The sequence below is a fragment of the Paracoccus sp. MC1862 genome (assembly GCF_016617715.1).
Classification (GTDB): Bacteria; Pseudomonadota; Alphaproteobacteria; order Rhodobacterales; family Rhodobacteraceae; genus Paracoccus.
The window spans coordinates 1,343,007-1,370,003 of sequence record NZ_CP067225.1 but is presented as its reverse complement, the minus strand read 5'-3'; the positions used below and the strand labels follow the sequence as shown (position 1 = coordinate 1,370,003).

27 protein-coding genes, 1 tRNA gene and 1 pseudogene are annotated in these 26,997 nt (G+C 67.3%); 17 read left to right on the top strand and 12 right to left on the bottom strand.

Features of this window, described 5'->3' with window-relative positions:
- Positions 1-37 precede the first annotated feature (37 nt).
- A complete protein-coding gene (locus tag JGR78_RS06895) occupies positions 38-745 on the bottom strand; it encodes a hypothetical protein (protein ID WP_182803692.1) in 708 nt (235 codons plus the stop codon).
- Entirely contained in the window at positions 745-2,001 is a 1,257-nt protein-coding gene (locus JGR78_RS06890; protein ID WP_182803690.1) for an integrase family protein, read from the bottom strand. The genes JGR78_RS06895 and JGR78_RS06890 overlap by 1 nt, the downstream gene beginning before the upstream one ends.
- A gap of 267 nt (positions 2,002-2,268) precedes the next feature.
- On the opposite strand from JGR78_RS06890, the gene JGR78_RS06885 reads away from it, so the two are divergent.
- The 3 genes from JGR78_RS06885 (at position 2,269) to hisH (ending at position 4,892) form a co-directional block, all read left to right on the top strand.
- The gene (locus tag JGR78_RS06885) at positions 2,269-3,456 is read left to right on the top strand and encodes a hypothetical protein (RefSeq protein ID WP_234450900.1); all 1,188 of its coding nucleotides are present in this window, start codon (positions 2,269-2,271) and stop codon (positions 3,454-3,456) included.
- 193 nt (positions 3,457-3,649) lie between these two features.
- Positions 3,650-4,255: an imidazoleglycerol-phosphate dehydratase HisB gene (gene hisB, locus JGR78_RS06880; protein WP_182803686.1), complete on the top strand. Its 606-nt coding sequence runs from the start codon at positions 3,650-3,652 to the stop codon at positions 4,253-4,255.
- A 1-nt stretch (position 4,256) separates the two neighbouring features.
- Positions 4,257-4,892: an imidazole glycerol phosphate synthase subunit HisH gene (gene hisH / locus JGR78_RS06875; RefSeq protein ID WP_182803684.1), complete on the top strand. Its 636-nt coding sequence runs from the start codon at positions 4,257-4,259 to the stop codon at positions 4,890-4,892.
- Positions 4,893-4,962: 70 nt separating this feature from the next.
- On the opposite strand, the gene JGR78_RS06870 is transcribed toward hisH, so the two are convergent.
- The 6 genes from JGR78_RS06870 to JGR78_RS06845 form a co-directional block, all read right to left on the bottom strand.
- Positions 4,963-5,466, bottom strand: a complete 504-nt coding sequence (locus JGR78_RS06870; protein ID WP_256435026.1) for a low molecular weight phosphatase family protein — start codon at positions 5,464-5,466, stop codon at positions 4,963-4,965.
- Positions 5,467-5,471: 5 nt separating this feature from the next.
- Entirely contained in the window at positions 5,472-5,954 is a 483-nt protein-coding gene (locus JGR78_RS06865) for a UPF0262 family protein (protein WP_182791172.1), read from the bottom strand.
- Between the two features lie 82 nt (positions 5,955-6,036).
- Complete coding sequence (gene hisD, locus JGR78_RS06860; protein ID WP_182803682.1) at positions 6,037-7,341, bottom strand: histidinol dehydrogenase; 1,305 nt, start codon at positions 7,339-7,341, stop codon at positions 6,037-6,039.
- A 136-nt stretch (positions 7,342-7,477) separates the two neighbouring features.
- Positions 7,478-7,954 carry a DUF2948 family protein gene (locus JGR78_RS06855; RefSeq protein ID WP_182803680.1) on the bottom strand — a complete coding sequence of 159 codons (477 nt, stop codon included), beginning with the start codon at positions 7,952-7,954 and terminating at the stop codon, positions 7,478-7,480.
- On the bottom strand, positions 7,947-9,230 hold the full coding sequence (gene murA, locus JGR78_RS06850) for a UDP-N-acetylglucosamine 1-carboxyvinyltransferase (RefSeq protein WP_182803678.1): 1,284 nt from the start codon (positions 9,228-9,230) through the stop codon (positions 7,947-7,949). The genes JGR78_RS06855 and murA overlap by 8 nt, the downstream gene beginning before the upstream one ends.
- On the bottom strand, positions 9,230-9,430 hold the full coding sequence (locus tag JGR78_RS06845; RefSeq protein ID WP_182791345.1) for a hypothetical protein: 201 nt from the start codon (positions 9,428-9,430) through the stop codon (positions 9,230-9,232). Before JGR78_RS06845 ends, murA begins: the two co-directional genes overlap by 1 nt.
- A gap of 120 nt (positions 9,431-9,550) precedes the next feature.
- On the opposite strand from JGR78_RS06845, the gene JGR78_RS06840 reads away from it, so the two are divergent.
- Together JGR78_RS06840 and JGR78_RS06835 are read left to right on the top strand one after the other, a co-directional pair.
- Positions 9,551-9,625: transfer RNA gene (locus JGR78_RS06840), tRNA-Thr, on the top strand.
- 79 nt (positions 9,626-9,704) lie between these two features.
- Entirely contained in the window at positions 9,705-10,001 is a 297-nt protein-coding gene (locus JGR78_RS06835; protein ID WP_182791176.1) for a hypothetical protein, read from the top strand.
- 237 nt (positions 10,002-10,238) lie between these two features.
- Here JGR78_RS06835 and JGR78_RS06830 read toward each other — a convergent pair whose 3' ends face one another.
- The gene (locus tag JGR78_RS06830) at positions 10,239-11,246 is read right to left on the bottom strand and encodes an Ldh family oxidoreductase (protein WP_182803675.1); all 1,008 of its coding nucleotides are present in this window, start codon (positions 11,244-11,246) and stop codon (positions 10,239-10,241) included.
- Between the two features lie 130 nt (positions 11,247-11,376).
- On the opposite strand from JGR78_RS06830, the gene JGR78_RS06825 reads away from it, so the two are divergent.
- Positions 11,377-12,276, top strand: coding sequence for a DMT family transporter (locus JGR78_RS06825; RefSeq protein WP_234450899.1), 900 nt, complete (start codon positions 11,377-11,379; stop codon positions 12,274-12,276).
- 247 nt (positions 12,277-12,523) lie between these two features.
- Positions 12,524-12,622: pseudogene (locus JGR78_RS18610) on the top strand (cell wall hydrolase); the annotation flags it as partial.
- Positions 12,623-13,154: 532 nt separating this feature from the next.
- Here JGR78_RS18610 and argE read toward each other — a convergent pair.
- Positions 13,155-14,333 carry an acetylornithine deacetylase gene (gene argE / locus JGR78_RS06815; protein WP_182791178.1) on the bottom strand — a complete coding sequence of 393 codons (1,179 nt, stop codon included), beginning with the start codon at positions 14,331-14,333 and terminating at the stop codon, positions 13,155-13,157.
- A gap of 155 nt (positions 14,334-14,488) precedes the next feature.
- Between argE and JGR78_RS06810 the strand changes: the two genes are divergently transcribed.
- The 4 genes from JGR78_RS06810 to JGR78_RS06795 all read left to right on the top strand — a co-directional run bounded on the left by JGR78_RS06810 (position 14,489) and on the right by JGR78_RS06795 (position 17,966).
- Complete coding sequence (locus JGR78_RS06810) at positions 14,489-15,790, top strand: NAD(P)/FAD-dependent oxidoreductase (protein WP_182791179.1); 1,302 nt, start codon at positions 14,489-14,491, stop codon at positions 15,788-15,790.
- Between the two features lie 35 nt (positions 15,791-15,825).
- Positions 15,826-16,242, top strand: a complete 417-nt coding sequence (locus JGR78_RS06805) for a RidA family protein (RefSeq protein WP_182791180.1) — start codon at positions 15,826-15,828, stop codon at positions 16,240-16,242.
- Positions 16,243-16,246: 4 nt separating this feature from the next.
- Positions 16,247-16,921, top strand: a complete 675-nt coding sequence (locus tag JGR78_RS06800) for a DUF1028 domain-containing protein (protein ID WP_182791181.1) — start codon at positions 16,247-16,249, stop codon at positions 16,919-16,921.
- A 97-nt stretch (positions 16,922-17,018) separates the two neighbouring features.
- Positions 17,019-17,966: a LysR family transcriptional regulator gene (locus JGR78_RS06795; RefSeq protein WP_182791182.1), complete on the top strand. Its 948-nt coding sequence runs from the start codon at positions 17,019-17,021 to the stop codon at positions 17,964-17,966.
- Between the two features lie 30 nt (positions 17,967-17,996).
- On the opposite strand, the gene JGR78_RS06790 is transcribed toward JGR78_RS06795, so the two are convergent.
- Positions 17,997-19,067 (bottom strand): ABC transporter substrate-binding protein, encoded by a 1,071-nt coding sequence (locus tag JGR78_RS06790; protein WP_182791183.1) that lies wholly within the window; start codon positions 19,065-19,067, stop codon positions 17,997-17,999.
- 390 nt (positions 19,068-19,457) lie between these two features.
- Complete coding sequence (locus tag JGR78_RS06785) at positions 19,458-20,612, bottom strand: aromatic ring-hydroxylating dioxygenase subunit alpha (RefSeq protein ID WP_182791184.1); 1,155 nt, start codon at positions 20,610-20,612, stop codon at positions 19,458-19,460.
- 94 nt (positions 20,613-20,706) lie between these two features.
- Here JGR78_RS06785 and JGR78_RS06780 point away from each other — a divergent pair, with 94 nt between their 5' ends.
- From JGR78_RS06780 to JGR78_RS06755, 6 genes are all read left to right on the top strand, one after another.
- Positions 20,707-21,627, top strand: a complete 921-nt coding sequence (locus JGR78_RS06780) for a LysR family transcriptional regulator (RefSeq protein ID WP_182791185.1) — start codon at positions 20,707-20,709, stop codon at positions 21,625-21,627.
- Between the two features lie 1,516 nt (positions 21,628-23,143).
- Positions 23,144-23,506 carry a permease gene (locus JGR78_RS06775; protein WP_234450898.1) on the top strand — a complete coding sequence of 121 codons (363 nt, stop codon included), beginning with the start codon at positions 23,144-23,146 and terminating at the stop codon, positions 23,504-23,506.
- The gene (locus JGR78_RS06770; RefSeq protein WP_182803671.1) at positions 23,418-24,803 is read left to right on the top strand and encodes a DNA-packaging protein; all 1,386 of its coding nucleotides are present in this window, start codon (positions 23,418-23,420) and stop codon (positions 24,801-24,803) included. Before JGR78_RS06775 ends, JGR78_RS06770 begins: the two co-directional genes overlap by 89 nt.
- Positions 24,804-24,963: 160 nt before the next feature.
- A complete protein-coding gene (locus tag JGR78_RS06765) occupies positions 24,964-26,154 on the top strand; it encodes a phage portal protein (RefSeq protein ID WP_234450938.1) in 1,191 nt (396 codons plus the stop codon).
- Between the two features lies 1 nt (position 26,155).
- Entirely contained in the window at positions 26,156-26,389 is a 234-nt protein-coding gene (locus JGR78_RS06760; protein WP_182791189.1) for a hypothetical protein, read from the top strand.
- Between the two features lie 3 nt (positions 26,390-26,392).
- Positions 26,393-26,938 carry an HK97 family phage prohead protease gene (locus tag JGR78_RS06755; RefSeq protein ID WP_182803669.1) on the top strand — a complete coding sequence of 182 codons (546 nt, stop codon included), beginning with the start codon at positions 26,393-26,395 and terminating at the stop codon, positions 26,936-26,938.
- Positions 26,939-26,997: the final 59 nt, after the last annotated feature.

Genomic DNA, 26,997 nt, shown 5'->3' with positions numbered 1-26,997 from the left:
TTGAAAGTGCGACGATTTTTCCAGGTTTATTTCAGGTTTATTTCAGATTTACTGTGGTATTTTGTTCAGGTTTCTTGGGTCGCCCGCCCTGCGCCAAGTCTGGGCAGCGGGCAGTGATTTCTTTCCAAACGGCTTGGAAGGTCTCGTATTTCTCGTTAGGCAGGTAGGTCTCGCGCACCCATTTTCGAGTCGGCCGCACCGTTCCTTCATGATAAATCGCGATAACCTCGTCGGCGATGTCATTTATTGTGAGCTTTTCACGCCTCGGACGATCTCGGCCATAAAGAGTCGTCAAAAGTGGACCATATGCACCCTCGTCGACGACAACCGGGCAGAAGAGGTAAGCTCCATACTTTACTTGCTTTTCCTCTAAAGTTTCCAGCTGCTCATAGCGGTCGGTGCATCCGTCGAGTCTCTCCATCCCCCATGTCGCCGACCCGACTGTGCAATCCATCAGGTTGATGCAGGCGCCCATCTCGATAGAAGTATCGGGGCACTGTATTAGTGCCTCGGAGGCGAGCACTACAAATCCATTTGGCATTAGGACGCCAAGTTGATCATTATTTGCCCATTCTTTTAGTTTGTGCCATACTAGGCGATTTGATTTCTTTATGTGATGAAGATAAGGACTCTTTTCTTCGGCATCCGTGATATCTGAGAATTCTACCACTTCAGCTTCGCGATAAATACCTCTAATTCCTAAAACAACTTCCTTTAAAGAAATCCATCCGGGAACATAAAACATTACACGTCATCCTTCTTAATCGGACGCAGGATGTGATCCTCGATCTTTTGTATGGCCTCTTGGAGTTCTTCGATCTCCACTTCGACATAGTCAGCGGTCACGTCGTTTCCGCTGATGTGGTTCGTCAGCTGCTTAATCTTGTAGATCGAGATATCCAATTTGCTTGCAACGCTGGAGAAGGTGCGTCTTAGATCATGAGCAGTGACGTCGATACCGGTCAACGACGCCATGCGACGGAAGGCTGGCCGCAGGTCGCTCGGAAGCTCACCGCTTATACTACTAAAGACATACTCAGGACCGGCGCGGCCTTTCCTGTTCTCGAGTAGGATCTTCAGTTCACGGGGCAGGGGAAATTCATGGTCTAGGCGGTTCTTTGTATCTGGGAAAGTCACCTTGCTCTGTCTGAAGTCGATACTGGACCAGCGAAGCGGGGGATAATTGTCCGGCTTCGATCCAAAGAGTTCTCCGATCCGGGCCCCAGTGAGCAGCAAGAAAAGTAGTGCATCGCGCATCTCGGCGCCATGCGGAAGGTCGTCTAAGCCAGTCTTCACGGCGTCGACCCATTCGGGAATTCTTGCATCGGGGATCCTGCCTTTAGCGGGACGCACGTCAGCCCACTGGTTGAGCCGGTTCAGCCTGGTGACAGGATTTACCTTGAGGATAGGGGGCTCGCCCTCGTCCACATCGGCTATGACATTGTTTATGACCGCTCGCAGGTAGCGAAAGGCGAGGTTGGCCTGCGCCGGTGATGCCCGGGTGACCGAGGCGTGGCGCTCCTTAACCATGCTCTCAGTGATCTCGACTAGCGGCTTGTCGAGCCAGTCCCCGAACCGGCGCTGCATCACGACCCGCACGTCGCGCTTCGTGCGCGCCTTCTTCTCGCCTCCCTTACCGACTCCCTTTTTCTTGGGGGCCGCGATGTAGGCCTCCATGGCGTGACGAAGCGTCTGGCCTCGACGTGCTTCTTCTTGCCTCACGGCAACTGGATCGACTCCCTGCGCGAACTCACCCGCGAGAATAAGCGCTTTCTTGCGCGCAGACTCTGGCGTCATGTCGTCAGCACGGGCGATAGTTATACGCCTGGTCTGGCGTCCTACCCGGCGTTGCATCACGTAGGACTTCGTCCCACCAGGCGCGATTCGCAGACCGAAGCCTCGTATCTCTGTGTCCCAGATGAGCACTTGCTTGCCTCCCTCGGGAATGCCAGGCAGCGTTGCGATGCTGGCTTTGGTGAGTTTCATCCGGTTGTCAGCCATGATCACCGTTTTGAGCTTGTAAGCGTATTGTAAGCACCAGAGGTAGAAGTTCCGGCGACTAGTGACGGACACTTAGAACAGGATTCTCTAAGGAATCAATCGAATGTCTGCTTACAGCAAGAACTTAGAAGTATGTGGTAATCACATGCAGCGGACTGTAACTCCGCCGGGGAGACCCATGCCTGGTTCGATTCCAGGGTCGCCCACCATTCTCCCTTTTCAGGCCGGGCAGATGGTGGCCGCTGATCGCCACAAAAGGGGATGCAGATGACGGACAGCACCGATCGCAACAGCCGCCAGGCCGAACGCGAGGCCCGCAAGGCCCGGCGCATCGCCGAACGCGAGGCGGTGCGGGTCGAGCGGCAGGCGGAACGCGCCGCGCGCACGAAGCCCGCGGACAAGGACCGCAAGGCCGCTGCGACGCCTCCGCCGGACACCGCCCTTGAAAGTGCCGACGCCAGCCCTGTCACGCCCGAGTTCGACATCCTCATCGTCGCACAAGGCGGAGGGATCGACCGGCAGGCCGCGATCCTTGCCGCCAGCCTGCGCCGCAACGCGCCGGGTTTCCGCGGCCGCCTGATTGTCGCCGAACCGCAGCCGGAAGGCGCGTGGTCCGGCACCGACCCGCGCATGTCGGCCGAGGCCCGCGCCGCGCTTGACGCCCTTGGTGCCGACATCCGCCCGCTGATCGCCCGCGACTTCGGCCGCAGCTACCCTTACGGCAACAAGATCGAGGCGCTGGCGCTGCTAGACCCCGGCCGGCCCTTCCTGTTTCTCGACAGCGACACGCTGATCCTCGGCGACATCGGCGCGCTGCCCTTTGATTTCGCCCGGCCTTCGGCCTCGATGCGGCGCGAGGGAAGCTGGCCCCAGCCCCCGGCCTATCGCCAGACCTACGCCTCGATCTGGCGCTCGCTTTACGACCGTTTCGGGCTGGACATGGACGGCGCGCTGGACCTGACCCAGCCCGATGAGCATTGGGAGCGGTTCCTTTACTTCAACGCCGGCTGGTTCTTCGGCGCGGACGGTCCCGAATTCGGCCGCCGTTTCCGCGACTGGGCGGTGGCCGTCCGCGACGATCCGGGCGAGGCGCTGGCCTGCCAGTCGCTGGACCCTTGGCTCGACCAGGCGGTGCTGCCGCTGGTGATCCACAGCTTCGGCGGCGGCCGCCCCGGCCCGGAACTGGCCGGACTGGACGGCGAAGTGACCTGGCATTATCGCAACCTGCCCCTGCTTTACGCCCGTGGACCCCAGCGCGCCATCGACGAGTTCGAGGCCATCGCCGCCATGCCCGGGATCGCGCCCCTGCTGTCGGGCTGGCAAGCGGCCGAGCGGTTGATCGGCGATGGCACCGGCCGTCGCAAGATCCGGCCGATGTTCACGGACACTCCGCCGCTCGCCCCGGAACGCGGCATCCGCAGGCGGCTGAAGCAGGCCGAACTCTGGTTCGACTGACCGGGGTTTCGAACGGTTGCAAATATCCCGGGCTTCCGAGCGCCCGGACCATCCGGCGGGTTGTTTTCAGGGAGGAAGGCCCCCGCCGCGGCGCGGTCCCGACGCGGCGGGGGCAGCGCCCGCTGCGGTCCTGCCGTTGCACCCCCGCATCCTCTTGCGCTAAGCCGAGCCGTCCTTCGACAAGGAGCCGACCATGCCCGATACAGACATCTCCCGCCGCGCCACCGTTGCCCGCAAGACGGCAGAAACCGACATCACGGTGACTGTTGATCTGGACGGGCGCGGCCGGTCCCGCAGCCGGACAGGCGTGGGCTTCTTCGACCACATGATCGACCAGTTGGCCCGCCATTCGCTGATCGACATCGACCTGCAGGCCACGGGCGACCTGCATATCGACGACCATCACACGGTCGAGGATTGCGGCATCGCGCTGGGGCAGGCGCTGGGACAGGCGCTGGGCACCAAGCGCGGCATCCGCCGCTACGGCAGCTTCCACCTGGCGATGGACGACGCCCTGATCCGCGCGGCGCTGGACCTGTCCGGGCGGCCCTTCCTTGTCTGGAACGTGCCCTTCTCGGCGCAGAAGATCGGCAGCTTCGACACCGAACTGGTGCGCGAGTTCTTCCAGGCGCTGTCCACCCATGGCGGCATCACCCTGCATGTGGACCGGCTGCACGGGCTGAACGCGCATCACATCGCCGAGGCCACCTTCAAGGCCGTGGCCCGTGCCCTGCGCGAAGCGGTCGAGCCGGACCCGCGCATGGGGGACGAGCTGCCCTCGACCAAGGGGGCGCTTTAAGATGCGCGTGGCCCTGATCGACTATGAAAGCGGCAACCTTCATTCGGCGGCCAAGGCGGTGGCGCTGGTCGGCGCGAAACGCGGCGCCGAGGTTCAGGTCACGTCCGACCCCGAGGTGATCGCCCGCGCCGACCGGATCATCCTGCCGGGCGACGGCGCCTTTCCCGCCTGCCGGGCGGCCTTCGACGCCGTCCCCGGCCTGCACGAGGCGCTGGAGCGGGCCGTGACGCAGCGCGGCGTCCCCTTTCTGGGCATCTGCGTCGGAATGCAGATGCTGGCGGACGAGGGGCTGGAATACCGCCCGACCCCGGGCTTCGGCTGGATCGCCGGCCGGGTGGAACGGATCGCCCCTTCGGACCCCCGCCTGAAGGTGCCCCACATGGGCTGGAACGACCTGATCCTCCACCGCCCGCATCCGGTGTTGGACGGCGTGCCTTCGGGCGGCCACGCCTATTTCGTCCACGGCTGGCATTTCGTCACCGAGCGCCCCGAGGACCTGGTCGCCTCGGTCGATTACGGCGGCCCCGTTACGGCAGCGGTGGGCCGCGACAACATCCTGGGCCTGCAGTTCCACCCCGAGAAGTCGCAGGCGCTGGGCCTTCGCATCCTCGGCAATTTCCTCGACTGGAGACCCTGAGCGTGGCCACGGGGCTTTTCCCCTTGGCTCACTCGCGGGGGGTTCCGGCAAGGAAGATTGAAGGGAGAGGTCAGCGGTCCGGCATGGCAGCGCGCAGCGACTCACTGCCCTCGGACTCGATCGGCTCGCCGAAGCGGCCAAGCATACGGGCCATGATCTGGTCCCGCGACTGGCGGTAAAGCGCCAGCTTCGCCTCGCGCGCCTCGGTGATCCCCGAGGGGTCCATGATCGGCCAGTATTCCACGTCCAGATGGAAATGCCGCGTCAGTTCCAGCGACTGGTGCTTGCTGGCGGGCGACAGCGCCACGATCAGGTCGAACTGCCCGAGGTCGTCGCCCCAGTCGCGCATGTCCTCGAAGCTGCGGGTGCGGTGGCGTGACAGCTCGATCCCGATCTCGTGGCAGACGGTGATGGCGAAGCCGTCGATCTCCATGTCGTTGTGAACGCCCGCCGACTGCACATAGGCCTGGCGCCCATAGAACTTCTTCATCATCCCCTCGGCCATGGGCGAGCGGATGGCATTGTGATCGCAGCAGAACAGGACCGAGTTCGGGATACCTGTCTTGGCCTCCACGGGGGTTATTCCGCCACCAGCGCGCAGATCAGGGTGAACAGTCGGCGCGAGGTGTCGATGTCCACCCTGGCCTTGCCGTCGAGCCGTTCCTGCAGGGTGCGCGCGCCTTCGTTGTGGATGCCGCGCCGGGCCATGTCGATGGCCTCGATCTGCGCGGGCGGAAGGCGCTTGACCGCGTCGAAATAGCTTTCGCAGATCTGGAAATAATCCTTCACCACCTGCCGCAAGGGACCCATCGCCAGGTGGAACTCGGCCAGCCTTTCGCCGGCTTCCGAGGACAGCTCGAACACCAGCCGCCGGTCGCGCACCGCCAGCAGCAGCGCATAGGGGCCATCCGGCGCGGGCTGGTCGGGGCGGCCGGGCAGGGCGAGGCTGTTGTCTTCCAGCAGGTCGAAGATAGCGACACGACGCTCCTGCTCCATCTCGGGTGTGGCAGGGGGCAGGGCGGAATCGTCGATCTCGACGCGGATCAGGCGATCGGTTGTCATCGGGCGTGCCCCTTGCTGCGCTGCCCCTGTGGGCGGGTGCCAAGATCACGGCAAGCGCGGGATCATTCAAGCGGGAAACACGTCAGCCCCGGTTCAGCGTGGCCAGCCGCGCCTCGATGGAACGGGCATGGGCGGAAAGCCCCTCGGACAGGGCCAGCCGGACCGCCGCCGGCCCGATGGCCGACAGCGAGCCGGGGTCCAGCCGCGACAGCGTCGTGCGCTTGAGAAAATCCATCACCGACAGCCCCGAAGAAAACCGCGCCGAGCGGGCGGTCGGCAGGACGTGGTTCGGCCCGCTGACATAATCGCCCGCCGCCTCGGGCGTCCAGCCGCCCAGGAAGATGGCGCCGGCGTGGTTGACCTGAGCGGCCAGTGCGTCCGGATCGTCCACGCAAAGCTCCAGATGCTCGGGGGCTATACGGTCTGACAGCGCCGCCGCCTCGGCCAGATCGCGGGTCACGATCACCGTGCCGTGGTCGCGCCAGCTTGCGCCGGCGATGGCGGCGCGGGGAAGGGTGGGCAGCAGCCGCTCGACCTCGGCTGCGACGGCCTGCGCCAGCGAGGGGTCCGGCGAGATCAGGATCGCCTGCGCGTCCGCGTCATGTTCCGCCTGCGCCAGCAGGTCCAGCGCCAGCCATTCCGGGTTCTGCGCCCCTTTCGCGATCACCAGCACCTCGGACGGCCCGGCGATGCTGTCGATGCCGACGCGGCCGAAGACCTGCCGCTTGGCCGCTGCGACATAAGCGTTCCCCGGCCCGGTGATCTTGTCCACCGGACGGATCGTCTCGGTCCCATAGGCCAGCGCCGCGATCGCCTGCGCCCCGCCGATGCGGTAGATTTCGTCCACCCCGGCCAACCGGCAGGCCAGCAGCACCAGCGGATTCACCTCGCCCCGCGGTGTCGGCACGCAGACCACCAGCCGCTCGACCCCCGCCGCCTGTGCAGGAATCGCATTCATCAGCACCGAGGAGGGATAGCTTGCCTGCCCTCCCGGCACATACAGCCCCGCCGACGAAACAGGCGTCCAGCGCCAGCCCAGCCGCGCGCCCGCCCCGTCGGTCCACATCGCGTCCTCGGGCACCTGCCGCGCGTGATAGTCGCGGATGCGCCCGGCCGCGAGTTCCAGCGCCGCGCGATCCTCGGATGACACCTGCGCCGCCGCCGCCTCGATCTCGGCCGGGGAAAACCGCAGCCCTTCGGCCGTCAGCTCCAGCCTGTCGAAGCGCGCGGTCAGTTCGACCAGCGCCGCATCCCCCCGCGCCCGCACATCCGCGATGATCGCGGCCACGGCGTCGCCCACATCGGCGGCATCCTCGCGCTTGGCCGACAGCATGGCGGCGAAGCGCGCCTCGAAATCGGCGTCGGTGGTGGACAGGAAGACGGGCATGGTCAGTCCTTTCGGCGGCTTGGCCCGCCAATTACCGTCCCGCGCCCCGGCTCTCAAGCCGATGCCCGCGACTTCTTTCTGGCCCGAATACCCTGGGGTGAGCCGCCAGCGGCGGCGAGGGGCGAAGCCCCTTCCTTCACTCGTGCCGCGGCATCTCGCCCGAGACCGCCCGATGCGGCCGGGTCACGTCGCGCAGATCGACGCACAGGCACTCGGCGTCGATGGCGATGGTCCCGTCGCCCGCGAAACTCAGCGTCACGACCCCGGTGCCGTCCTCGCCCGACGTCCAGGCCACGTCCAGCAGTGACATCACCGTGCCCGGATCGCCCCGGTCGATGCCATCATGCCGCACCCGCAGCACGTCCGAGATCACCAGAAGCGAGCGCACCCGCTCGAAGGGCCGCCCCTCGCGCCGCGCGGCCTCGGCATCCTCCCAGCGGAAGCGGGTCAGCAGCAGGCTGAAGCGCCGCGCCTTCCCGTCATGCGCCATGTCGCCGACCGTCAGCACCGCGTCCTGCACCAGCGTGGCAAGGATGCGCAGGTCGTCGGCGTCCTCGGCCCGGATGGCGACAGGGCCTGCGGGATCGGCGTCGGCGTAGCTGGCGTCAGTCATGGGCTGGCTGCTCCTTGATCCGTTCGATATCCGCGCCCACGGCGCGCAGCTTGCCCACGACCTTCTCATAGCCGCGATCCAGATGGTAGACGCGGTTGACCACCGTCTCGCCTTCCGCCGCCAGCCCCGCGAGGATCAGGCTGACGCTTGCCCGCAGGTCCGTCGCCATCACCGGCGCGCCCCGCAGCTTTTCCACGCCGGTCACGCGGGCGTGCCCCCCATGGACCTCGATCCGCGCGCCCATGCGGGCCAGTTCGGGGGCGTGCATGAAGCGGTTCTCGAAGATCGTCTCCTCCAGCACGCTGACGCCATCCGCCGTGCAAAGCAGCGCCATCATCTGCGCCTGCAGGTCGGTGGGGAAGCCGGGGAAAGGCTCGGTCACGACATCGACCGCGTTGACCCGCCCGTTCCGGCGGCTCACGGTCAGCCCACGCTCGGATTCGGTCACGCTGATCCCGGCCTCGTCCAGCTTTTCGCAGAAGGCCTGCACAAGTTCGATCCTGCCGCCGAGGCAGGTCACCTCGCCGCCGCAGATCGCCGGCGCGAGCATATACGTTCCCAACTCGATCCGGTCGGTCACGACGGGATGGGTCGCGCCCCCCAGACGCTTCACGCCCTGCACGGTGATGGTGGAGGTGCCCTCGCCCTCGATCTCGGCCCCCATCCGCCGCAGGCAGCGGGCGAGATCGACGATCTCCGGCTCGCGCGCCGCGTTGTTCAGGACCGTCGTGCCCCGTGCCAGAGTCGCCGCCATCAGCGCGTTCTCGGTCGCGCCCACGGACACCAGCGGAAAGTCGATCACCGCGCCCTTCAAGCCGCCCGCCGGCGCCTTGGCGTGGACATAGCCGTCGCGCAGGTCCAGATCCGCCCCCATCGCCTGCAACGCGCGCAGGTGCAGGTCCACCGGCCGCGCCCCGATGGCGCAGCCGCCCGGCAGCGAGACGACCGCGTGGCCATCCCGCGCCAGCATCGGCCCCAGCACCAGGATCGAGGCCCGCATCTTCCGCACGATGTCATAATCGGCGGTATGGCTGGTCAGCGCATGGCTGGACAGCGCCAAGACCTGCCCGTCCTGCAGGCCGGCCACCTCGGCCCCCAGCGAGCGCAGCAGCGCCGTCATGGTGCGGATGTCGGACAGCCGCGGCGCGTTGGTCAGCGTCAGCGGCTCATCCGTCAGCAGGGTCGCAGGCATCAGCGTGAGACAGGCGTTCTTCGCCCCCGCGATCGGAATCTCGCCGTTCAGCGGCCCGTTGCCGCGCACCAGAATCGTGTCCATCAGTCCTGCCCGTGCCCCTTGTGCGGGTTCGTCCCCGTCTCTGCGTTGTCCCCGGCTCCTGCGGGGTCCGACCTGTCGTCCCGTTCATCCGCAGCCCGGCTGCGCGCCTGCGCCTTGCGCCGCGCGAGGTTGGCGCGCAAGGCCGCGCCCAGCCGGGCCTCGCGGCTGTCTGCGGGATGGGAAGGGCGATCCTTGCTCATCCGGCCCTGTTAATTGCCGGGGGCCGTCCCGTCCAGCAGCCGCCGCGCAGGATCATGGCGGATTTCCGCGACTACCCCCTTGCGCCCCCGAGAGCTTGGGTCTAAATCGCCCCGCACGGCGCTGCGGTAGCTCAGTGGTAGAGCACACCCTTGGTAAGGGTGAGGTCGAGAGTTCAATCCTCTCTCGCAGCACCATCGCTTTCTCGGCAATTTCTGAAAGCCCTTGCGTCACCGGGCCTTGTGCCGTTTCTGGTGCCAGAACAAGGGCTGCGACATGACCGGACAAGTCCGTCATCCGAAGGTCGCGGGTGGAAGATTCTACGCCCGGATTGCTGTCCCGAAGGCGCTTCAACCAATTATCGGCAGGACAGGGCTGATACAGCCCATCGGCGGCGAGTGGAGCGGGGCCGTGCGGTTGCTGCCAGGGGCGGTTGCCGAACCCCGACGTCTGATCACCAAGCCCGAGCGGCAGGCCGGGCAGTCTGCGGAGGTTGCGCGATACCTGATTGTGCCAGCGCAGCTTGCCGCCTCGCACCACGCCCGGCATGATCGCCTTCATGATTTGGCTTGAAACGATCCGCGCCATGCGTCCGTCATGATTGATTGTTGCGGGCCAGAAAACGGAACACGAGGCAGGTGACGTCTGCGACGTGCCGCTGCATCCTCGGCTTCTTGAACTTGGATGCCAGACCGCCGAAGTTCGTTGTTCAGACTGGACGCTCAGGTTGGCAAGCCATGTGCGCGATGTCGGCGCCGCAGTCATGGGCACCTTCCCCGGCCCCTGGGCGTCCGGCTGGCAGGGCTGTTGTCAGCCTTCCATCAACCCGCGAATCCGCTCGTGCAGCGCCCGGCTGACAGGGATGCCGTCGCGCAGGTTGCGGGCGCGCTCGGCATGGCGGCGGCTGCCGGGAAGGCGGGCGCCCTGGTCCTCGATCGCGTCCAGCACGCTTTCGGCGGCGGCGAGATCGTCAGGCGTGGACAGCAGCGCGGGATCGAAGGCGATGATCAGCTCGCCATGGCAAGGGGCGGCATTCTGACCCGCATCGAACTCGGCCGACTGCCGGCTGGTGCGGTCGCCGATGAAGGGGCCTGCCATCAGCTCGATCATGGTGGCGAGCGCCGAGCCCTTGTGGCCGCCGAAGGGCAGCATTGCGCCGGACAGCACCTCGGCAGGGTCCGTCGTCGGGCGCCCCTCGGGGTCGAGGCCCCAGCCTTCGGAGATCGCCTTGCCCGCCTGCCGGTGCAGGGCGATGTCGGCGCGCGAGGCCGCCGTGGTGGCGAAGTCGAACACATAGGGCGGCTTCCCGGCCCGCGGCCAGGCGAAGGCCAGCGGATTGGTGCCCAGCACCGGCCTCGTGCCGCCGGCCGGGGCGACCCAGTCATGGGTGGGGTTCATCGACAACGCCACAAGCCCGCTTTCGGCGATCTCCTCGACCACCGGCCAGAGCGCCGTCGAGTGAAAGCCGTTGTTGACCGCCAGCATGGCGATGCCCAGCGCCCGCGCGCGCTCGATCAGGGCAGGCAGGCCGGCCAGGGCGGCGGATATGGAAAAGCCGAAGCCCGCGTCCACCCGGACGACTGCCGGCGTGACGGGGGTGACGAGGGCAACGGCCTCGCGGTCAAAGGCCGGATGGCCCATCGTCTCGAGCGTTCCGGGCAGGCGTTGCAGCCCGTGAGAAAGGCTCCCGTCGCGCTGGGCCTTGGTCAGTATTCCTGCCATGGCCGCCGACTGATCCTGTGACAACCCGTGAAAGGTCAGGAAGTCATGGGCAAGCCGGTATGTCTCGGCCTCGGAAAGCCGTATCTCGTCGGTCAAGGTCGATCATCCTCCATAACGGCTCATATTGCCAAGGTGCCGCGCGGGATGCCAGTTCACCCGGACAGGGGCCTGCCTTCGGCGCGGGTTCCGCCCGGCTCTGCTTGGGAACAGTTGAAGGACCGAGTTCATGGACATGCCCCTGTCATCCCGCCTTGGTCCTGCCTGGAACCGCCGGGGCGCCCTGTTCATGTGCCTCGCCATGGCGGGCTTTTCGGTCGAGGATGCGCTGCTGAAGCTCGCCGCGGGCAGCCTGCCGGTCGGGCAGGTGCTGATGACCTTCGGCGTCTTCGGGGTGATCGCATTTTCGGCCTGGGCGATAGGGTCGGGCGAGCCGCCCGTCAGCCGCGCCATGCTGCGGCCGGCGATGATCCTGCGTTCATTGTCCGAGATCGTCGGGCGGCTGTTCTTCATGCTGGCGATCGCGCTGACGCCGCTTTCGACCGCCTCGGCGATCCTGCAGGCGACGCCGCTGGTGGTCATGGTCGGCGCGATCGTGATCTTCGGCGAAAGGATCGGGCCGCGGCGCTGGCTGGCGGTCGCTGTGGGGCTGGCCGGCGTGCTGATGATCCTGCGTCCCGGCGCGCAAGGCTTCGGGTCGCTGTCGGTGCTGGCCGTTCTTGCCATGCTGGGCTTCGCGGGGCGTGACCTCGCGACCCGTGCGGCGCCGCCCGCGCTGTCCTTCCGGCAGCTCGGGGTGCTGGGCTTCATGATGCTGATCGTGGCGGGGCTGATCGCCCTGCCTTTCGGGCCGGCGCCGGTCCGGCCCGATGCGGCCACATGGTTGGGTCTCGTGGCCGCCTCGGTGGCGGGGATCGGCGCCTATACCTCGCTGACCATCGCCATGCGGACCGGAGAGGTCGGCGCCGTCACGCCCTTCCGCTATACCCGCCTCGTCTTCGCGATGATCGCCGGGATCATGGTCTTCGGCGAGCGGCCGGACCTGTGGACCGTCACCGGCTCGGTCCTGATCATCCTGGCCGGGATCACGGCCCTGCGGCTGAACCGCAGGGGCAATGCAGCCGCATGATCGGGCGGAGGGTCAGTGCCCCCATCGAAGGGAACTGCCGAAGGCAACCTGAAGGCCGAGCCTCTCGCAAACGACATCCCGCCACCACGGGAAAGGCGACGCCCTGCCGTTCCCGGCCGCCTTGGACAAGGTGCAGCGATTTCAACCGAAGAGCAGCCGTCGATGGGATCCCGTCGCCTCGCCTGGAACCTTCCTTTGGTGGCGATTGCAGTGGCAGCCCTGTCCGGCTGCGGCATGTGCAAAATGCATGGAGCGTGCCATGTATTTCCAATCCAACCGCTCCAGCCGGGATGGCATGGCGGCGGTCGGCAGCGTCGTGATGAACCGGGTCGCATCCCGCCAGTATGTCCGACCTGCCGGCGTCGGTTTCGAGGTGAAATTCGATCTCACCACGGTGATGCGCGCACCAGCCGAGTGAGCGCCTTCGTTTCGACGTGATGCCAAGCCCAAGGGCATTGCAAGGGGTGACAGTGCCTGCACCCTGCTTCCGGCATCTGGCCGCGAAGGGTCAGCCCGCTTCCCGGTCGAGCGCCTGGCCGCAGAACCCCTCCCGAAACTCCTCAAATGCTGCGTCCCGACCAGGCGCTCCAAGCGCAGCATACTTCTGCCGCAGGTCAACCGATGCTGCCGTGGGAAGCCGCCCGGCAGTTTCAACGGCCATTGGCCTTGTCACAGCCTTGCTCCAGTCCCGGTTCACCTTTCAGGGCGATGTATCAGCCTTCATGTGAACGCAGTGGCTGGTTCCAGAGCGATCCTCGCCGAACAAAGGCATCGACGTGCAGATCACTCCAGACAATCCGCTTTCACGCCTGAGCCGGTGCGCCCATGTGCGGTCCGCCCGCCGCCCTTGATGATCCGGCGCCTCGCGAAAGGGCCTGTCAGATGTGGTCATCAAGGCCCGAGGCCACCGCCTCGACCGCTTGCTCCAGCATCATGTCACACCGGTTGAGCTGCTCGCGCGAGACGAATTCGTCGGGCTTGTGGCCCTGCTCCATGAAGCCCGGCCCGCAGATGGCGGTGGGGATCTGCAGGCCGTCATGGAACAACCCGGCCTCGGTGCCGAAAGCGACCTTGATCGTCGGGTCGTTGTCGCCCGTGATCCGGCGCAGGAACCGGATCGCGGGGGAATCCTTGGCGGCGTTCAGGCCCGGATAACGGGACACGGCGGTTATGGCGATGGCGGCCTCGGGAAAGCTGTCGCGGTATGGCGCCACGATCCCGGCCGCATCCTGTTCGATCCTCGCGAGGATCGGATCAGGGTCGTCCTGGGCGATGTTGCGGATCTCGAAGTCGATCTCGCAGCGGTTCGGGACGATGTTCAGCGCCGTGCCGCCGGTCATGATCCCGGCGTGGATCGTCGTGTAGGGGATGTCGTAGCCGGGATCGCGCGGGCCGTTGCCGGCGATGTCCTCTTGCCGGGCCTGAAGCGCGGCAATGAACGCGGCACCCAAATGCAGCGCGTTCAGCGCCTGCGGGGCCAGCGCCGAATGGCCGTCGCGTCCGTGGCAGCAGGCGCGGAAGGCGGCCTTGCCCTTGTGGCCGGCGGCGATCCTCATGCCCGTCGGCTCGCCGATGAGGCAGAGCGCGGGGCGGTCGGGGCGGGCGGCCAGCGCCTCGATCATGCCGCGGACGCCCAGGCAGCCGATCTCCTCGTCGTAGGACAGGGCAAGGTGCAGGGGCGCCCGAAGATCCCGCCCCGCCGCCATCAGCGCAGCGCGCACCGCCGCGGCAAGAAAGCCCTTCATGTCCGCCGTGCCGCGCCCGTGAAGCCGTCCGTCCACCTCGGTCAGCGTGAAGGGATCGGTCGTCCAGTTCTGGCCCGTGACCGGCACAACGTCCGTGTGGCCGGACAGGACAAGGCCCCCCGGCCCCTCGGGGCCGACCGTCACCCACAGGTTCGCCCGCGATCCGTCGGGATGGGCGAAACGCTCGACCCGCGCGCCTGCGGGAACCAGCAGGTTTTCGACGTGATCCAGCAGCGCCAGGTTCGACTGGCGCGAGATCGTCGGGAAAGACACCAGGTCGCGCAGGATCTCGACTGTCGAGGGGACGGGCATGGGAGGCTCCGGGCTGATGCAGGGGCCATTGCTTCCGCAGCAAGGGTCGAAGTGCAAGCCGCCTTAGGAACAGCCTAACCAATGCGACGCCAGATCGTGGTTTTCGGCCTGTGCATCGCGCGGTTACATCCTTTGGGGCCATGAAGGACGCAGGGATGCCGGTTGAGACGACAGACACGCTTGTGATCGGCGCCGGGCAGGCAGGGCTCGCGATGAGCGAGCATCTGACGCGGGACGGAGTGCCGCATCTGGTGCTGGAACGGGACCGGATCGCGGAACGCTGGCGCTCGGGGCGGTGGGACTCGCTGGTCGCGAACGGGCCTGCCTGGCACGACCGCTTTCCCGGCATGACCTTCGACGAGGTCGATCCCGGAACCGGCCCCGACGACTTCCCGCACAAGGAGGTGGTGGCGGCCTATCTGGAAGCCTATGCCCGCAGGTTCCGCGCCCCCGTCCGCACCGGCGTCGAGGTGCGATCGGTCGAGCGGCTGGACGGACGCCCCGGCTTCCGGGTCGAGACCTCGCAGGGGACGTTCGAGGCGCAGCGTGTCGTCGCCGCAACCGGCCCGTTCCAGAAGCCGGTCATTCCGCCCGTGATCCCCGCCGACGCAGGCGTGGCGCAGATTCATTCCAGCGACTACCGCAACCCCGGCCAGCTTGCGCCGGGCGCGGTGCTGATCGTGGGGGCAGGCTCGTCCGGCGTGCAGATCGCGGACGAACTGCGCCGCGCGGGACGCAAGGTCTATCTGTCCGTGGGCCCGCATGACCGCCCGCCGCGCAGCTATCGCGGGCGCGACTTCTGCTGGTGGCTGGGGGTGCTGGGCAAGTGGGACATGGCCGCGCCGAAACCGGGGACCGAGCATGTCACCATCGCCGTCAGCGGCGCGCGGGGCGGCGAGACCATCGACTTCCGCCGTCTGGCGCAGGAGGGCATGATCCTCGTGGGCCGGACAGAAGGCTATGCGGACGGCAGGCTGGTCTTTGCGGACGATCTGGTGACGAACCTGAACAACGGCGACGCCAATCACGACGGGTTGCTGGACGAGGCCGACGACTATGCCCGGCGCAACGGCCTCGACCTGCCGGAAGACCCCGGGGCACGGCGCCGCTGGCCGGATGCAGACTGCATCGCCAGACCGATCCGCGAACTTGATCTGGCCGGGGCGGGAATCGCCACGGTCATCTGGGCCACGGGCTTCTCGGTCGATTACGGCTGGATGAGGATCGACGCCTTCGACGAACGCGGCCGCCCCATCCACCAGCGCGGCGTCTCGGTCGAGCCGGGCATCTATTTCCTCGGCCTGCCCTGGCAGTCGCGGCGGGGGTCGAGCTTCATCTGGGGCGTCTGGCACGACGCCAGGCACATCGCCGAGCAGATCGGCATCCAGCGCAAGTATCTCGACTATCATCAGGGCGCGGCCCAGCAGCAGCCCGACGGACAGCGCCGCGCCGGCTAGCACAGAGATTTCACAGCACCACGAGGAAGACCGCCTTGGCCCACACCCGTATCCGCAAGTTCAACACCGCCGACACCTACCCCGAGCAGAAGCTGGACAACGATCTCTGCCAGGCGGTGGTGACGCAGGGGGGCCGGACCGTCTGGCTGCGGGGGCAATGCCCGCAGAACCTCGACGATGCGCGGAACCTCGACAGCCACGATCCGGCCGAGCAGACCCACAAGGTCATGCAGAACATCCGCCAGTTGATCGAGGAAGCGGGCGGGCGGATGGAGCATCTGGTCAAGGTCGTCGTCTACATCACCGATGTTCGCCACCGCGAGGCGGTCTATCGCACCATGGGCGAATATATCCGCGGCGTGCATCCGGTCTCGACCGGGCTGGTGGTCTCGGCCTTGGCCCGCCCCGAGTGGCTGGTCGAGATCGACGCCACCGCCGTGATCCCGGAGTGAGCCGATGACCTTCTCGCTTGTCGCCCGCTGCGCCGGGACGGGGATGTTCGGCGTCGCCATCTCGTCCTCCTCGCCCGCCGTCGCGGCGCGCTGTTCCTATGCCCGCGCCGGGGTGGGGGCGGTCGCCTCGCAGAACGTCACCGATCCGACGCTGGGGCCGATGGCGCTGGATCTGATGGAAGGCGGTCTTTCCGCCGAGGACGCGATTGCCGAGGTGCGGCGCCGGGGCCGGTTCATCGAATACCGGCAGGTGCTGGCGGTGGACCGGAACGGGCGGACGGCCATTCATTCGGGGCCGAACTCGCTGGGCATCTGGACGCAGGCGCAGGCCGAAAACGTCGCCTCGGGCGGCAACCTGCTGGCCGATGACGGCGTGCCGCAGGCCATCGTGGACGGGTTCCTGTCCTCGACCGGCCACCTGGGCGACAGGCTGATCGCGGCGATGCGCGCGGGGCTTGCGGCGGGGGGCGAGGCCGGGCCGGTCCATTCCGCCGGCATGAAGATCGTGGACAGGGTCAGTTGGCCGGTCGCCGACCTGCGCTGCGACTGGACCGACACCTGCCCCATCGAGGCCGTCGCCGCGGCATGGGAGGTCTACAAGCCCCAGCTTGATGCTTATGTCCAGCGCGCGCTCGATCCCCGCGCGGCACCCTCCTACGGGGTGCCGGGCGACGAATAGCGGGCGCAGGAGCGCCTTGTCCGGCTCTGGTCTTTGACTTAGCGTGCCGGGCCGTGGCCGTCGCCGCGGTCCCCTGCGCCTGAAAGACCCGAGGAAAATGCCCGTTCGCTATACCTTGCGGCAACTGGAATACCTGGTGGCGGTGGGCGAGGCGGGCAGCATCGCCGCGGCGGCCCAGCAGGTGAACGTCTCGCCGCCCTCGATCTCGGCCGGGGTCTCGCATCTGGAAGAGGAACTGGGCGTCCAGTTGTTCGTCCGCCACCATGCGCAGGGGCTGACGCCGACGCTGGCCGGGCGCAAGCTGCTGGAACACGCCCGCATGGTGCTGCGCGAGGCGGCGGCGCTGCGCGACCTTGCGCGCGAGTTGTCCGGCTCGATCCGCTGGCCGCTGGCGATCGGCTGCATGACCACCTTCGCCCATGCCGTCCTGCCGGCGCTGCGGCGCAGCTTTGCCGAGGAATACCCCGAGGTCCGCATTTCGCAGGTCGAGGCCGATCAGGCGGAACTGTTCAGCCTGCTGCGGCAGGCGAAGATCGACGTCGCGCTGACCTATGACCTGGACCTGCCCGCCGACCTGCGCTTCTTCCCGATGATGGAGCTGCCGCCGCTGGTCGCGATGAGCGAGGATCACCCTCTGGCCCACCAGCCCGAGGTCTCGGTCGAGGAACTGGCCCCGCACCGGATGGTGCTGCTGGACCTGCCGCTGAGCGCCGACTACTTCCTGTCCTTCTTCGCCGACCGGGGCCTGCGCCCGAACATCACGGAACGGACGCGGGACATGGCGGTGCTGCGCAGCCTCGTCGCCAACGGCTTCGGCTATTCCATCGTCAACCTGCGGCCCCTGAACGACGTGGCCCCCGACGGGCGCCCGCTGCGCTTTCTGCCGCTGGCGGGCAAGGCGCGGGCGATGAAGATGGGGATGCTGGTCAGCACGGCGGTGGAACGCAGCCAGTTGCACCGGACCTTCCTTGCCAGCGCCAGCGAATGGGTCCGGCGCAACAGCCACCGCCTGTCCGGCGGCGGCCCCATGCCCGAGGATGCGTGAGCGGCCGGCGCGTCACCGGCCGCGCAGGGCTTATCGCGACAGCCAGGTGGTGAAGCGCTCGGTGATCTCGGTCTCGCGGTCCACCCAGAAGTCATGGGACGACTGCAGTGCATTCGCCATGTTGTCCTGGTTGGTGGGCAGAAACGGCTTCATCTCGGTGGTGCCATCCTCGAAGGTGCCGACCAGCGGGATCGACGACTTGCGGGCCGGGCCATAGGCGATCCATTTCGTCTGGTCCGCCAGCCGCTGGGTGCCGGTGGCAAAGCGGATATAGTCCATCGCGGCGTCCCGGTTCGGCGTCCCCTTCGGCACCGCGAACAGTTCGTATTCCTGCACCTGCCCGTCCCAGACGATCTTGAAGGGCTTGTTCTCGGCGGCGATGGCCGAGAACAGCCGGCCGTTGTAGGCGGTGGTCATGGCGACCTCGCCATCTGCCAGAAGCTGCGGCGGCTGCGAGCCGGCCTCCCACCAGACGACATGGGGCTTGATCGTGTCGAGCTTGGCAAAGGCGCGGTCGATGCCCTCGGGGGTTGCCAGCACGTCGTAAACCTCGGCCGCCGGCACGCCATCGGCCATCAGCGCGATTTCAAGGTTGATCTTCGGCCCCTTGCGCAGCCCGCGCTTGCCGGGGAACTTCTCTGCATCGAACAGGTCGGCGATGGTCGAGGGCTGCTCGTCCGTGAACTTGGTCGTGTCGAAGCCGTAGACGGTCGCGAAGACCATCGAGGCGACGGCGCAATCCGTCAGGGCGTTGGGCAGGAAGTCCTCGGCCGCGGGGGTGCCGTCAGGCGCGGGGGGCAGGGTGGAATGGTCGATCTCTTCCAGCACGCCCTCGTCGCAGAGGCGCACGGCGTCGGTATATTCAAGGTCCACCACGTCGATGGTGACGTTGCCTGCGTCCACCATCGACTTGATCGGTCCCGCCGGGTTGTCGGCCGAGGTCATGTTGACGGCGATTCCCGTTTCCGCGGTAAAGGGCTTGTTGTAGGCCTCGACCTGGCTTTTCTCGTAGGCGCCGCCCCAGCTCATCACCGTCAGGTCGGCATGGGCCGGAAGTGCCAGCGCGCAGAGCGCGGTCGCCTGAACCATCAGTTGCTTCATTCCTTGGTCCCTGTCCTTGGTCTGCTTGTTCGACCCATGTCGCGGCGCGTATCCGGGTCTTGAGGATGACGGCCATGGGCGGGCAGGCGGTCATGCTGTCCGCCCGGCCATTCCCGGATCATCCGAACTCTGGGGCCCAGGGGTAAATAAGCGTTTTCCGCAGCCTTGCTTCGGGGAAAACTAAGCTGCGCCTGTGGTCCTGCAATTGGCGCAGTGGCGTGCAGGACGCCAGGGCGAAGGCGGGACTGCCCGAAAGGCAGGCAGTCCGGGAACGGTCCCACGGGGAACCGCCCCGGTGCAGGCAAAAGCCGGGCGAATCAGCAGGGGCGGCGGATGTCCCGGCCGGTCGTGGTCCGGCGCCGCCCGGTCGCCGGGGCGATGCGGCCGGGCTTACTCGGCCGCCAGCGCAAGGCTGCGCTCGAAGCTCGCGGTGCGCTCGGCGATATACTGCATGAAGTCGTAGATCGGCCGTTCCAGATAGGACAGGTGCCCCGGCCGCGCCATCTGGGCGGACAGGCCGCGGAAGACCTTTTCGGTGCAGCCCCGGTCTTCCAGGTTCACCTCGTCCAGCAGCGCCTTGAGGCTGGCGATGTATTCCGGCGCCTTGGGGTCTTTCATGAACTCGGGCGACAGTCCGCCGCCGAAGGTGATGGCGACCTGCCCCGTGCCCTTGGGATGCAGCGACAGATACCAGAAATAGCCCGGCGTCAGGGTGATCAGATGGCTGGGATACAGCGTGATCAGCGCCGTGGTCTTGCGCCAGTGGCCGTCCAGCCGGGTGTTGTCGGGATGGGCGTTACCGATCGCCAGCGAGGCTTCCTTGGTGATCCAGTGATAGTTGAAGGCGCGCAGGCCTGGCGGGCACTCCATCTCTTCAAGCCTGGAATGGCCGCCCACGGTGTCGGCATGGCAGACCGGCAGGTGGTAACTTTCCATGAAGTTCTCGGCCAGCACCTTCCAGTTGGTGTCCCAGACATGGGTTTCGCGGAAGCACTGGACGTAGTTCTCCATCCCGTAGGGCGCGATCAGCCGCTCCAGTTCGCCCAGTTCGGACGCGACGCTGGGGCGGTCGTTGTCCAGCGTGATGTAGACCCAGCCCAGCCATTCCTCGCAGCGGATGCTGGGCAGGCCATAGTCGTGCTTGCAGAAGCCGGTGGTCTGGGCCATGAACGGCGCCCCGCGCAGCTTGCCGTCCAGCCCGTAGGTCCAGGCGTGATAGGGGCAGACGATGACGCGGGCGTTGCCCGAGCCTTCCAGCAGCGTGGACATCCGGTGCAGGCAGACGTTGGAAAAGGCGCGGACCTGACCCTCGCGGTCGCGGATGACCATGACCGGCTGGCCGGCGAGGTCGCAGGTGACGTAATCGCCGGGGTTCGCCAGCCCATCCGACCGCCCGACGCAGATCCATTCCTTGGAAAAGATCGTCTCGATCTCGCGCTGCAGGAAGGCGGGGCTGGTATAGACCGAAGGCGGCATGGCACGCGCGTCCTCCAGCGGGCGGGCGGCGGCGTCGAGCAGTTCGGCGACAGGCTGGTCCAGCGACATGGGGGCGACCTTTGTTGGCATGGCTTTGCGCCAGCTTGAACTTCCCCGAAAGAATATGAAAACTCATTTATCCTTCGCAGAAGGAAGGCAGGATATGGTCCGTTTCACGCTTCGCCAATGCGCCTATTTCCGCGCGGTGGCCGAGCAGGGGGGCATCGCGCAGGCGGCGCGGGTGCTGAACATCTCGCAGCCCTCGGTGGCGCAGGCGATCGACAAGCTCGAGGACGTGACCGGCCTTGTCCTGTTCGAGCGGCATCATGCGCGCGGGCTGACCCTGACGCTGCAGGGGCGGCTGTTCCTTGACCATGTCAGGCGCCTTGACGACGACGCCCGGCAGATGGAACGCGAGGCGCTGGCGCTTGCTGCCGGAACCTCGGGCGAGATCCGGCTGGGCGTCTTCTGGACGCTCGCGCCCTTCTATGCCGCCGGCCTGATCCGCAGCTTTGCCGAGGCTGCGCCGGGCATCGCGATCCGGCAGCAGGAACTGTCGCTGGTGCAGCTTGCGGATGGGCTGCGCGAGGGTTCGCTGGATTTCGCCCTGACCTATGACCAGGGGGCGCCTGCCGGGGGACTGGCGTTCAGGCCCCTGGCCGAATTGCGGCCGATGGCCGTCGTCGGCAAGGATCACCCGCTGGCCGGACGCGATGCGGTCGATCTGTCGGAACTGGCCGACGCGCCCTACGTGATGTTCGACGCACCCGGCAGCCGCAGCTATTTCGAGGACCTGCTTGCCGCGGGCGGCATCTCTCCGCCCATCGCCTATGCCTCGACCTCGATGGAGGCGGTGCGCTCTGCGGTTGCGGCAGGCTTCGGCTTTACCCTGCTGGTGATGCGCCCGCCATCGCCCCTGACTTATGACGGCGGCGAGGTCAGGACGCTGCAGATCCGCGACGACCTGCGGCCGCTGCGGGTCGTCCTCGCCTTTCGCGCGGTGGCCCATGCTGGAAAGATCGCCCAGCGCTTCGCCGACCACGCCGTTGCCTATTTCGAGACGCGCAATCTTCGAGGCTCATGAACCGGCGCCACCTGGCGGGGCGAAGGTCGGGCGGAGGGCAGAAAGAAGCCAGTCGCCGGGCATGAGGCGACGGAACTGCAGGCCGACTCGGGCCTGAACGAAATGGCGGGCAAGGCGGAATGATGGAAAGCTGGTGGCGGCCTTTCCTGCACGACCTCAGGCCGAAGAAACTGCACGCCGGGCGGACCCGGTCCTGCCGCAGGCTCGGGCGTGAAGCGAGATTCTTCTGCTGGCCTGGTGTGATCTGTCGCAACTGGAGACGATCGCCATCGCCACCCGGCGGTTCGCAGGGTCCGGCAGGGATACGTCGTTGTCCTTCAGCGCCCTGACGCAAGGTTCCCGCCTCTTGGGGTTGCTGACGGGGGGATGGGACCCGATCCCCGGACGGACCCGGACGGGCGTGTGCTGATCATTTGCACGGGGCTTCCGATGATCGATCGGGCGCTGTCGCTGTCGGCGCACGGCCACCGAGGGGGCTTGGGCCTGTTGCGGCGCGGCCTGCAGCCGGGCCAGCATGGCTTGGCCGTGCCCCGATCCTGTGACCGGGTGATGTTCCGCCAAGCGCCCCGGTCAGCGCCCTGTTCCGCTGGGTGGCTTCGGGTGATGGGGGGCGGCTTCCTGTCGGTCCATGCGGGCGGGGTGGGGTGACCGCCCGGGCGCGGCTGCCCGGTCACGCCGGGTGCATCGAGGGTTCCCGCCCCGCGTATCATCGACTGCCGCGGCATCTGCCGGGATGCGGTGCGCAACGGCTGGCCGCTGATGCGGGCGATGGTCGAACGGGGGGGCGGGTCCGGCTCGACCCGTTGCGGATCGGTTTGACGTCGCAATGGACTGCACCATCCATGACCACGAGGAACAATGTATCGAGGGCCTGTTTGCCATCGGTCCGACCTGACCCGCGGGCTTCTGGGAGATCCCCGGCATCCGCGAGCAACTCGCTGCGCTGGCGGCACGGATCGAGGAACGACAACGCGGATGACGGGCGGCAAGGCGGTCCTTTGTCGGACCTGCCGAAGAAGCTCGGTGGCAGGGCAGATATGTTCTGGATGCCTTCAGCATCCCTTCAACGGTGGCCAGAACTGGCAGTCAGAAGAGCCGATTGAACGGGGTGCGTGCTCATGGCAGGCATCGCGGCAGAGCCACGACGAAGGCAGGATTCTTCAGCCGGCCTTGACCTCGAAATTCAGGAAACGACATCGAGAAACGCTCTGCTGCAGAAATCGCTGTCACGCTGCATCGGGGATGGATTCGGGAGGTATTTCCTGCCTCGCGGCAGCGGTGTTGCGTGCTGAACGGTGGGGTGTTGCGCCGGGTAAGTTGTTGTAAAAGATTTGGAAAGAACCGAATGGCGGGTGCCGGGGCCGTGTTGCGGATTGACTTTGCGAACGGTCTCGGGTACACATTCGACATGCTGGAAGAGGTGGGCAAGCGGCCGGGTCGGTGAGACCTCGGGCCGCTTTTTCGTTTCTTGCTCGTGCGGACAGGCACCGGGGGCAGGGCATCACATAACATGGACATGAGTTTCGAGCCGGGGGACGGACCCTTGGCGGGACCGTTCGTTGCCGGGGGGGACGACGGGGCGCTTGGCGCGGGCGAGGCGATCGACGTCGCGGGCGAGATGTTTCGCGAAGTGGCCGAGGAGCTGCACAGGCTGAGGATCGGGCTGCGGGGCGGCAGCACCGATGACGTCAAGGACACCGCGAGGCTGGTGCGCGACCTGCGGGCCGCGACCCAGCTGGTGCTGGAGGAAAGGAACCGAGTTGACAAGCTTCGCAAGGAAGTCGCCGGAGATGTCGGGGCCGGCCGCCTCGACCTTGCCGCCGCACGAGACGAGATCGGGCGCCGCCTGGCTTGCCTCCGCCGGGCCGGAGGAGGTTGACGCCTTTATTTCCGGGCTGTCGGACAACGCCTTGGCCAGCCTGCCGTGGCTGTTCGAGTTCTGGGCCTTGCCGCACCAGTTGCCCCCCGCGGGCGACTGGAAGTCCTGGGTGATCATGGGCGGACGCGGGGCGGGGAAAACCCGCGCCGGGTCCGAATGGGTGCGCGCTCAGGTCGAAGGGGCGACTCCCGAGGCTTTGGGGCGGGCGCGGCGCGTGGCGCTGGTGGCCGAGACCTTCGATCAGGGGCGGGACGTGATGGTGATGGGGGACTCGGGGATTCTGGCCTGCTGTCCGCCGGACCGGCGGCCCGTGTGGGAGGCGGGGCGGCGGCGGCTTGTCTGGCCGAACGGGGCCACGGCGACGGTTTATTCGGCGCATGAGCCGGAGGCTTTGCGCGGTCCTCAGTTCGACGCGGCCTGGGTGGATGAACTGGCCAAGTGGAAGAAGGCCGAGGAAACCTGGGACATGCTGCAGTTCGCGCTGCGGCTGGGGGAGAACCCGCAGCAGGTGGTCACGACGACTCCGCGCAACGTGGGGGTGCTGAAGGCGATCCTGCGGAACCCGTCCACGGTGGTGACGCACGCGCCGACGGATGCGAACCGGGCCTATCTGGCGGAGAGTTTTCTTTCCGAGGTTCAGGCGCGCTATGCCGGGACCCGGCTGGGGCGGCAGGAGCTTGAGGGCGTGCTGCTGGACGACGTGGAAGGTGCGCTGTGGACGACCTCCATGCTGGAAGGGTGCCGGGTGGATGCGGCGCCTGCCATGGACCGGGTGGTGGTGGCAGTGGACCCGTCGGTGACGGCGGGGAAGTCCAGCGACGAATGCGGGATCGTGGTCGCGGGGGTCGTCTGCGAAGGGCCGCCGCAGGAGTGGCGGGCGTTTGTGCTAGAGGATGCCTCGGTGCGGGGCGGGCCTTTGGATTGGGCGCGAGCGGCGATCGCGGCGGTTGAGCGGCACGGGGCCGAGCGGCTGGTGGCCGAGGTCAACCAGGGCGGCGATCTGGTGGAAAGCGTGATCCGGCAGGTGGACCCTCTGGTGCCGTTCCGGGCGTTGCGCGCGGGCCGGGGCAAGGGGCTGAGGGCCGAGCCGGTGGCGGCGCTGTATGAGCAGGGGCGGGTGAAGCATCTGCGATCCGGGGCCTTGGGGGCGCTGGAGGACCAGATGTGCCGGATGACGGTGCGCGGTTATGAGGGGCGCGGCTCGCCTGACCGGCTGGATGCGCTGGTCTGGGCGGTCCACGAGTTGATGATCGAGCCGGCGGCGAGCTATCGGCGGCCTCAGGTTCGGGGGCTGTAGCGCACCTTGCTGCGCGGCTGAATGTGTAACGAGGCCAGAAAGAAGCCTTCTGGGTTTCGGCAGGATCGAAGGGGTCGTCCGTGGGGGCGGCCCTTTTTCATTGGATCAGGAGGCACGCATGGCGATGCGGTGGTTCGGGCGGCGCGGGCCGCGGGAAGACATGGGCGCCCCTGAAGGGGCCGCCGAAGAAAGGGTGGCGCCGGTCGCGGCGGTGGTCGAGGCCAAGGCGAGCGCGGCCGGGAAGGTGATGGCGGCGCAGGGGGCTGGGCGGGCGCTGTGGGGCGCGCGGGACATGGGGGCGCTGACGCGGGGCGGCTTTGTCGGCAACCCGGTGGGGTTCCGGGCGGTGAAGCTGGTGGCCGAGGCGGCGGCGGCGGTGCCTCTGGTCTGCCAAGACGCGGAGCGGCGCTATGAGGTGCATCCGGTGCTGGACCTGATGCGGCGGCCCAATCCGGGGCAGGGCCGGGCCGAGCTGTTCGAGGCGCTGTTCGGGCAGATCCTGCTGTCGGGGAACGGGTTTCTGGAGGCGGTGGATGTGGGCGCCTCGGGTCTGCCGGGAGAGCTGCACGTGCTGCGGTCGGACCGGATGAGCGTAGTGCCGGGGGCGGATGGCTGGCCGGTGGCCTATGAATACGCGGTCGGCGGGCGGAAGCATCGCTTCGACATGACCGGCTCGCCCGATCCGATCTGCCACATCCGCAGCTTTCATCCGACGGATGACCATTACGGGCTGTCGCCGATGCAGGCGGCGGCGGTGGCGGTGGATGTCCACAATTCGGCCAGCGCCTGGTCGCGGGCGCTGCTGGACAACGCGGCGCGGCCGAGTGGGGCGATCATCTACAAGGGCGCGGACGGGCAGGGGGTGCTGAGCCCCGACCAGTATGATCGGCTGGTCAGCGAGATGGAGCAGCATCATCAGGGTGCGCGCAATGCCGGGCGGCCGATGCTGCTGGAAGGCGGACTGGACTGGAAGCCGATGGGGTTCTCGCCCTCGGACATGGAGTTCCACGAGACCAAGCTGGCTGCGGCGCGGGAGATCGCGATGGCCTTCGGGGTGCCGCCGATGCTGATCGGGATACCGGGGGATGCGACCTATGCCAATTACGCCGAGGCGCACCGGGCCTTTTACCGGCTGACGGTGCTGCCGCTGGCGACTCGGGTCGCGGCGGGAGTCGCCTGGTGGCTGTCCGAGCATCTGGGGGTCGAGATCGACCTCAAGCCCGATCTGGACCAGGTTCCGGCGCTGGCCGAGGAGCGGGACCAGCATTGGGCCAGGGTCGGGGCGGCGGGCTTCCTGACGGATGCCGAGAAACGGGCGGCGCTGGGGCTGCCTCCGGTCGCGGGGGGCTGAGATGGAGGGGTCGAAGTTCATCGACCGCCGCTCGGTCTGGCACGAGCAGAAGCTGGAGGCGCAGGAGCGGATCATGGCGCTGCAGTTCGGGCAGGTGGACAAGCGGCTCGAACGGATCGAGGCGCTGATCGAGGGGCTGGAGGGGCGGCTGTGGATGACGGTCTACGGCGTCATCGCCGTGATCCTGACGCAGGCGGTCCAGTCGATCCTGCAATTCGCGGAAAAAGGGGTCTGAGGGATGCGGATGGACGATCTGGGGCTTGAGCTGAAGTTCGCGGGCGGCGCGCCCGTGCTGACCGAAGACCATGTGATCGAGGGCTACGCCAGCCTGTTTGGGGTGGCCGACCAAGGCGGCGACATCGTGGCGGCTGGTGCCTATGCGGCGAGCCTGGCGCGGCTGGCGGCGCGTGGGGACAAGGTGCGGATGCTGTGGCAGCACGACCCCGGCCAGCCCATCGGCATCTGGGAGGAGATCCATGAGGATGGACGCGGGCTGTGGGTCCGGGGGCGGCTTTTGCCCGAGGTGGCGCAGGCCCGCGAGGCGGCGGCGTTGATCGCGGCGGGGGCCATCGACGGGCTGTCGATCGGCTATCGCACCGTGCGGGCCGAGCGGGACCGCGAGGGCCGGAGGGTGCTGACCGAGGTCGAACTGTGGGAGGTCTCGCTCGTGACCTTTCCGATGCTGCGCGAGGCCAAGGTCGGGCGGAAGTCCGAGGATCAGGGTGACGAGGCCGGCGCGCTGGCCGAGGCGCTGCGGGCGGCCTCGGCCGCGCTGCGGGGCTGACACAAGGGATCGCGGCCGGGCGGCGGGAGGGCGGGGCTGGTGAGGCGTCCCGGACCCGC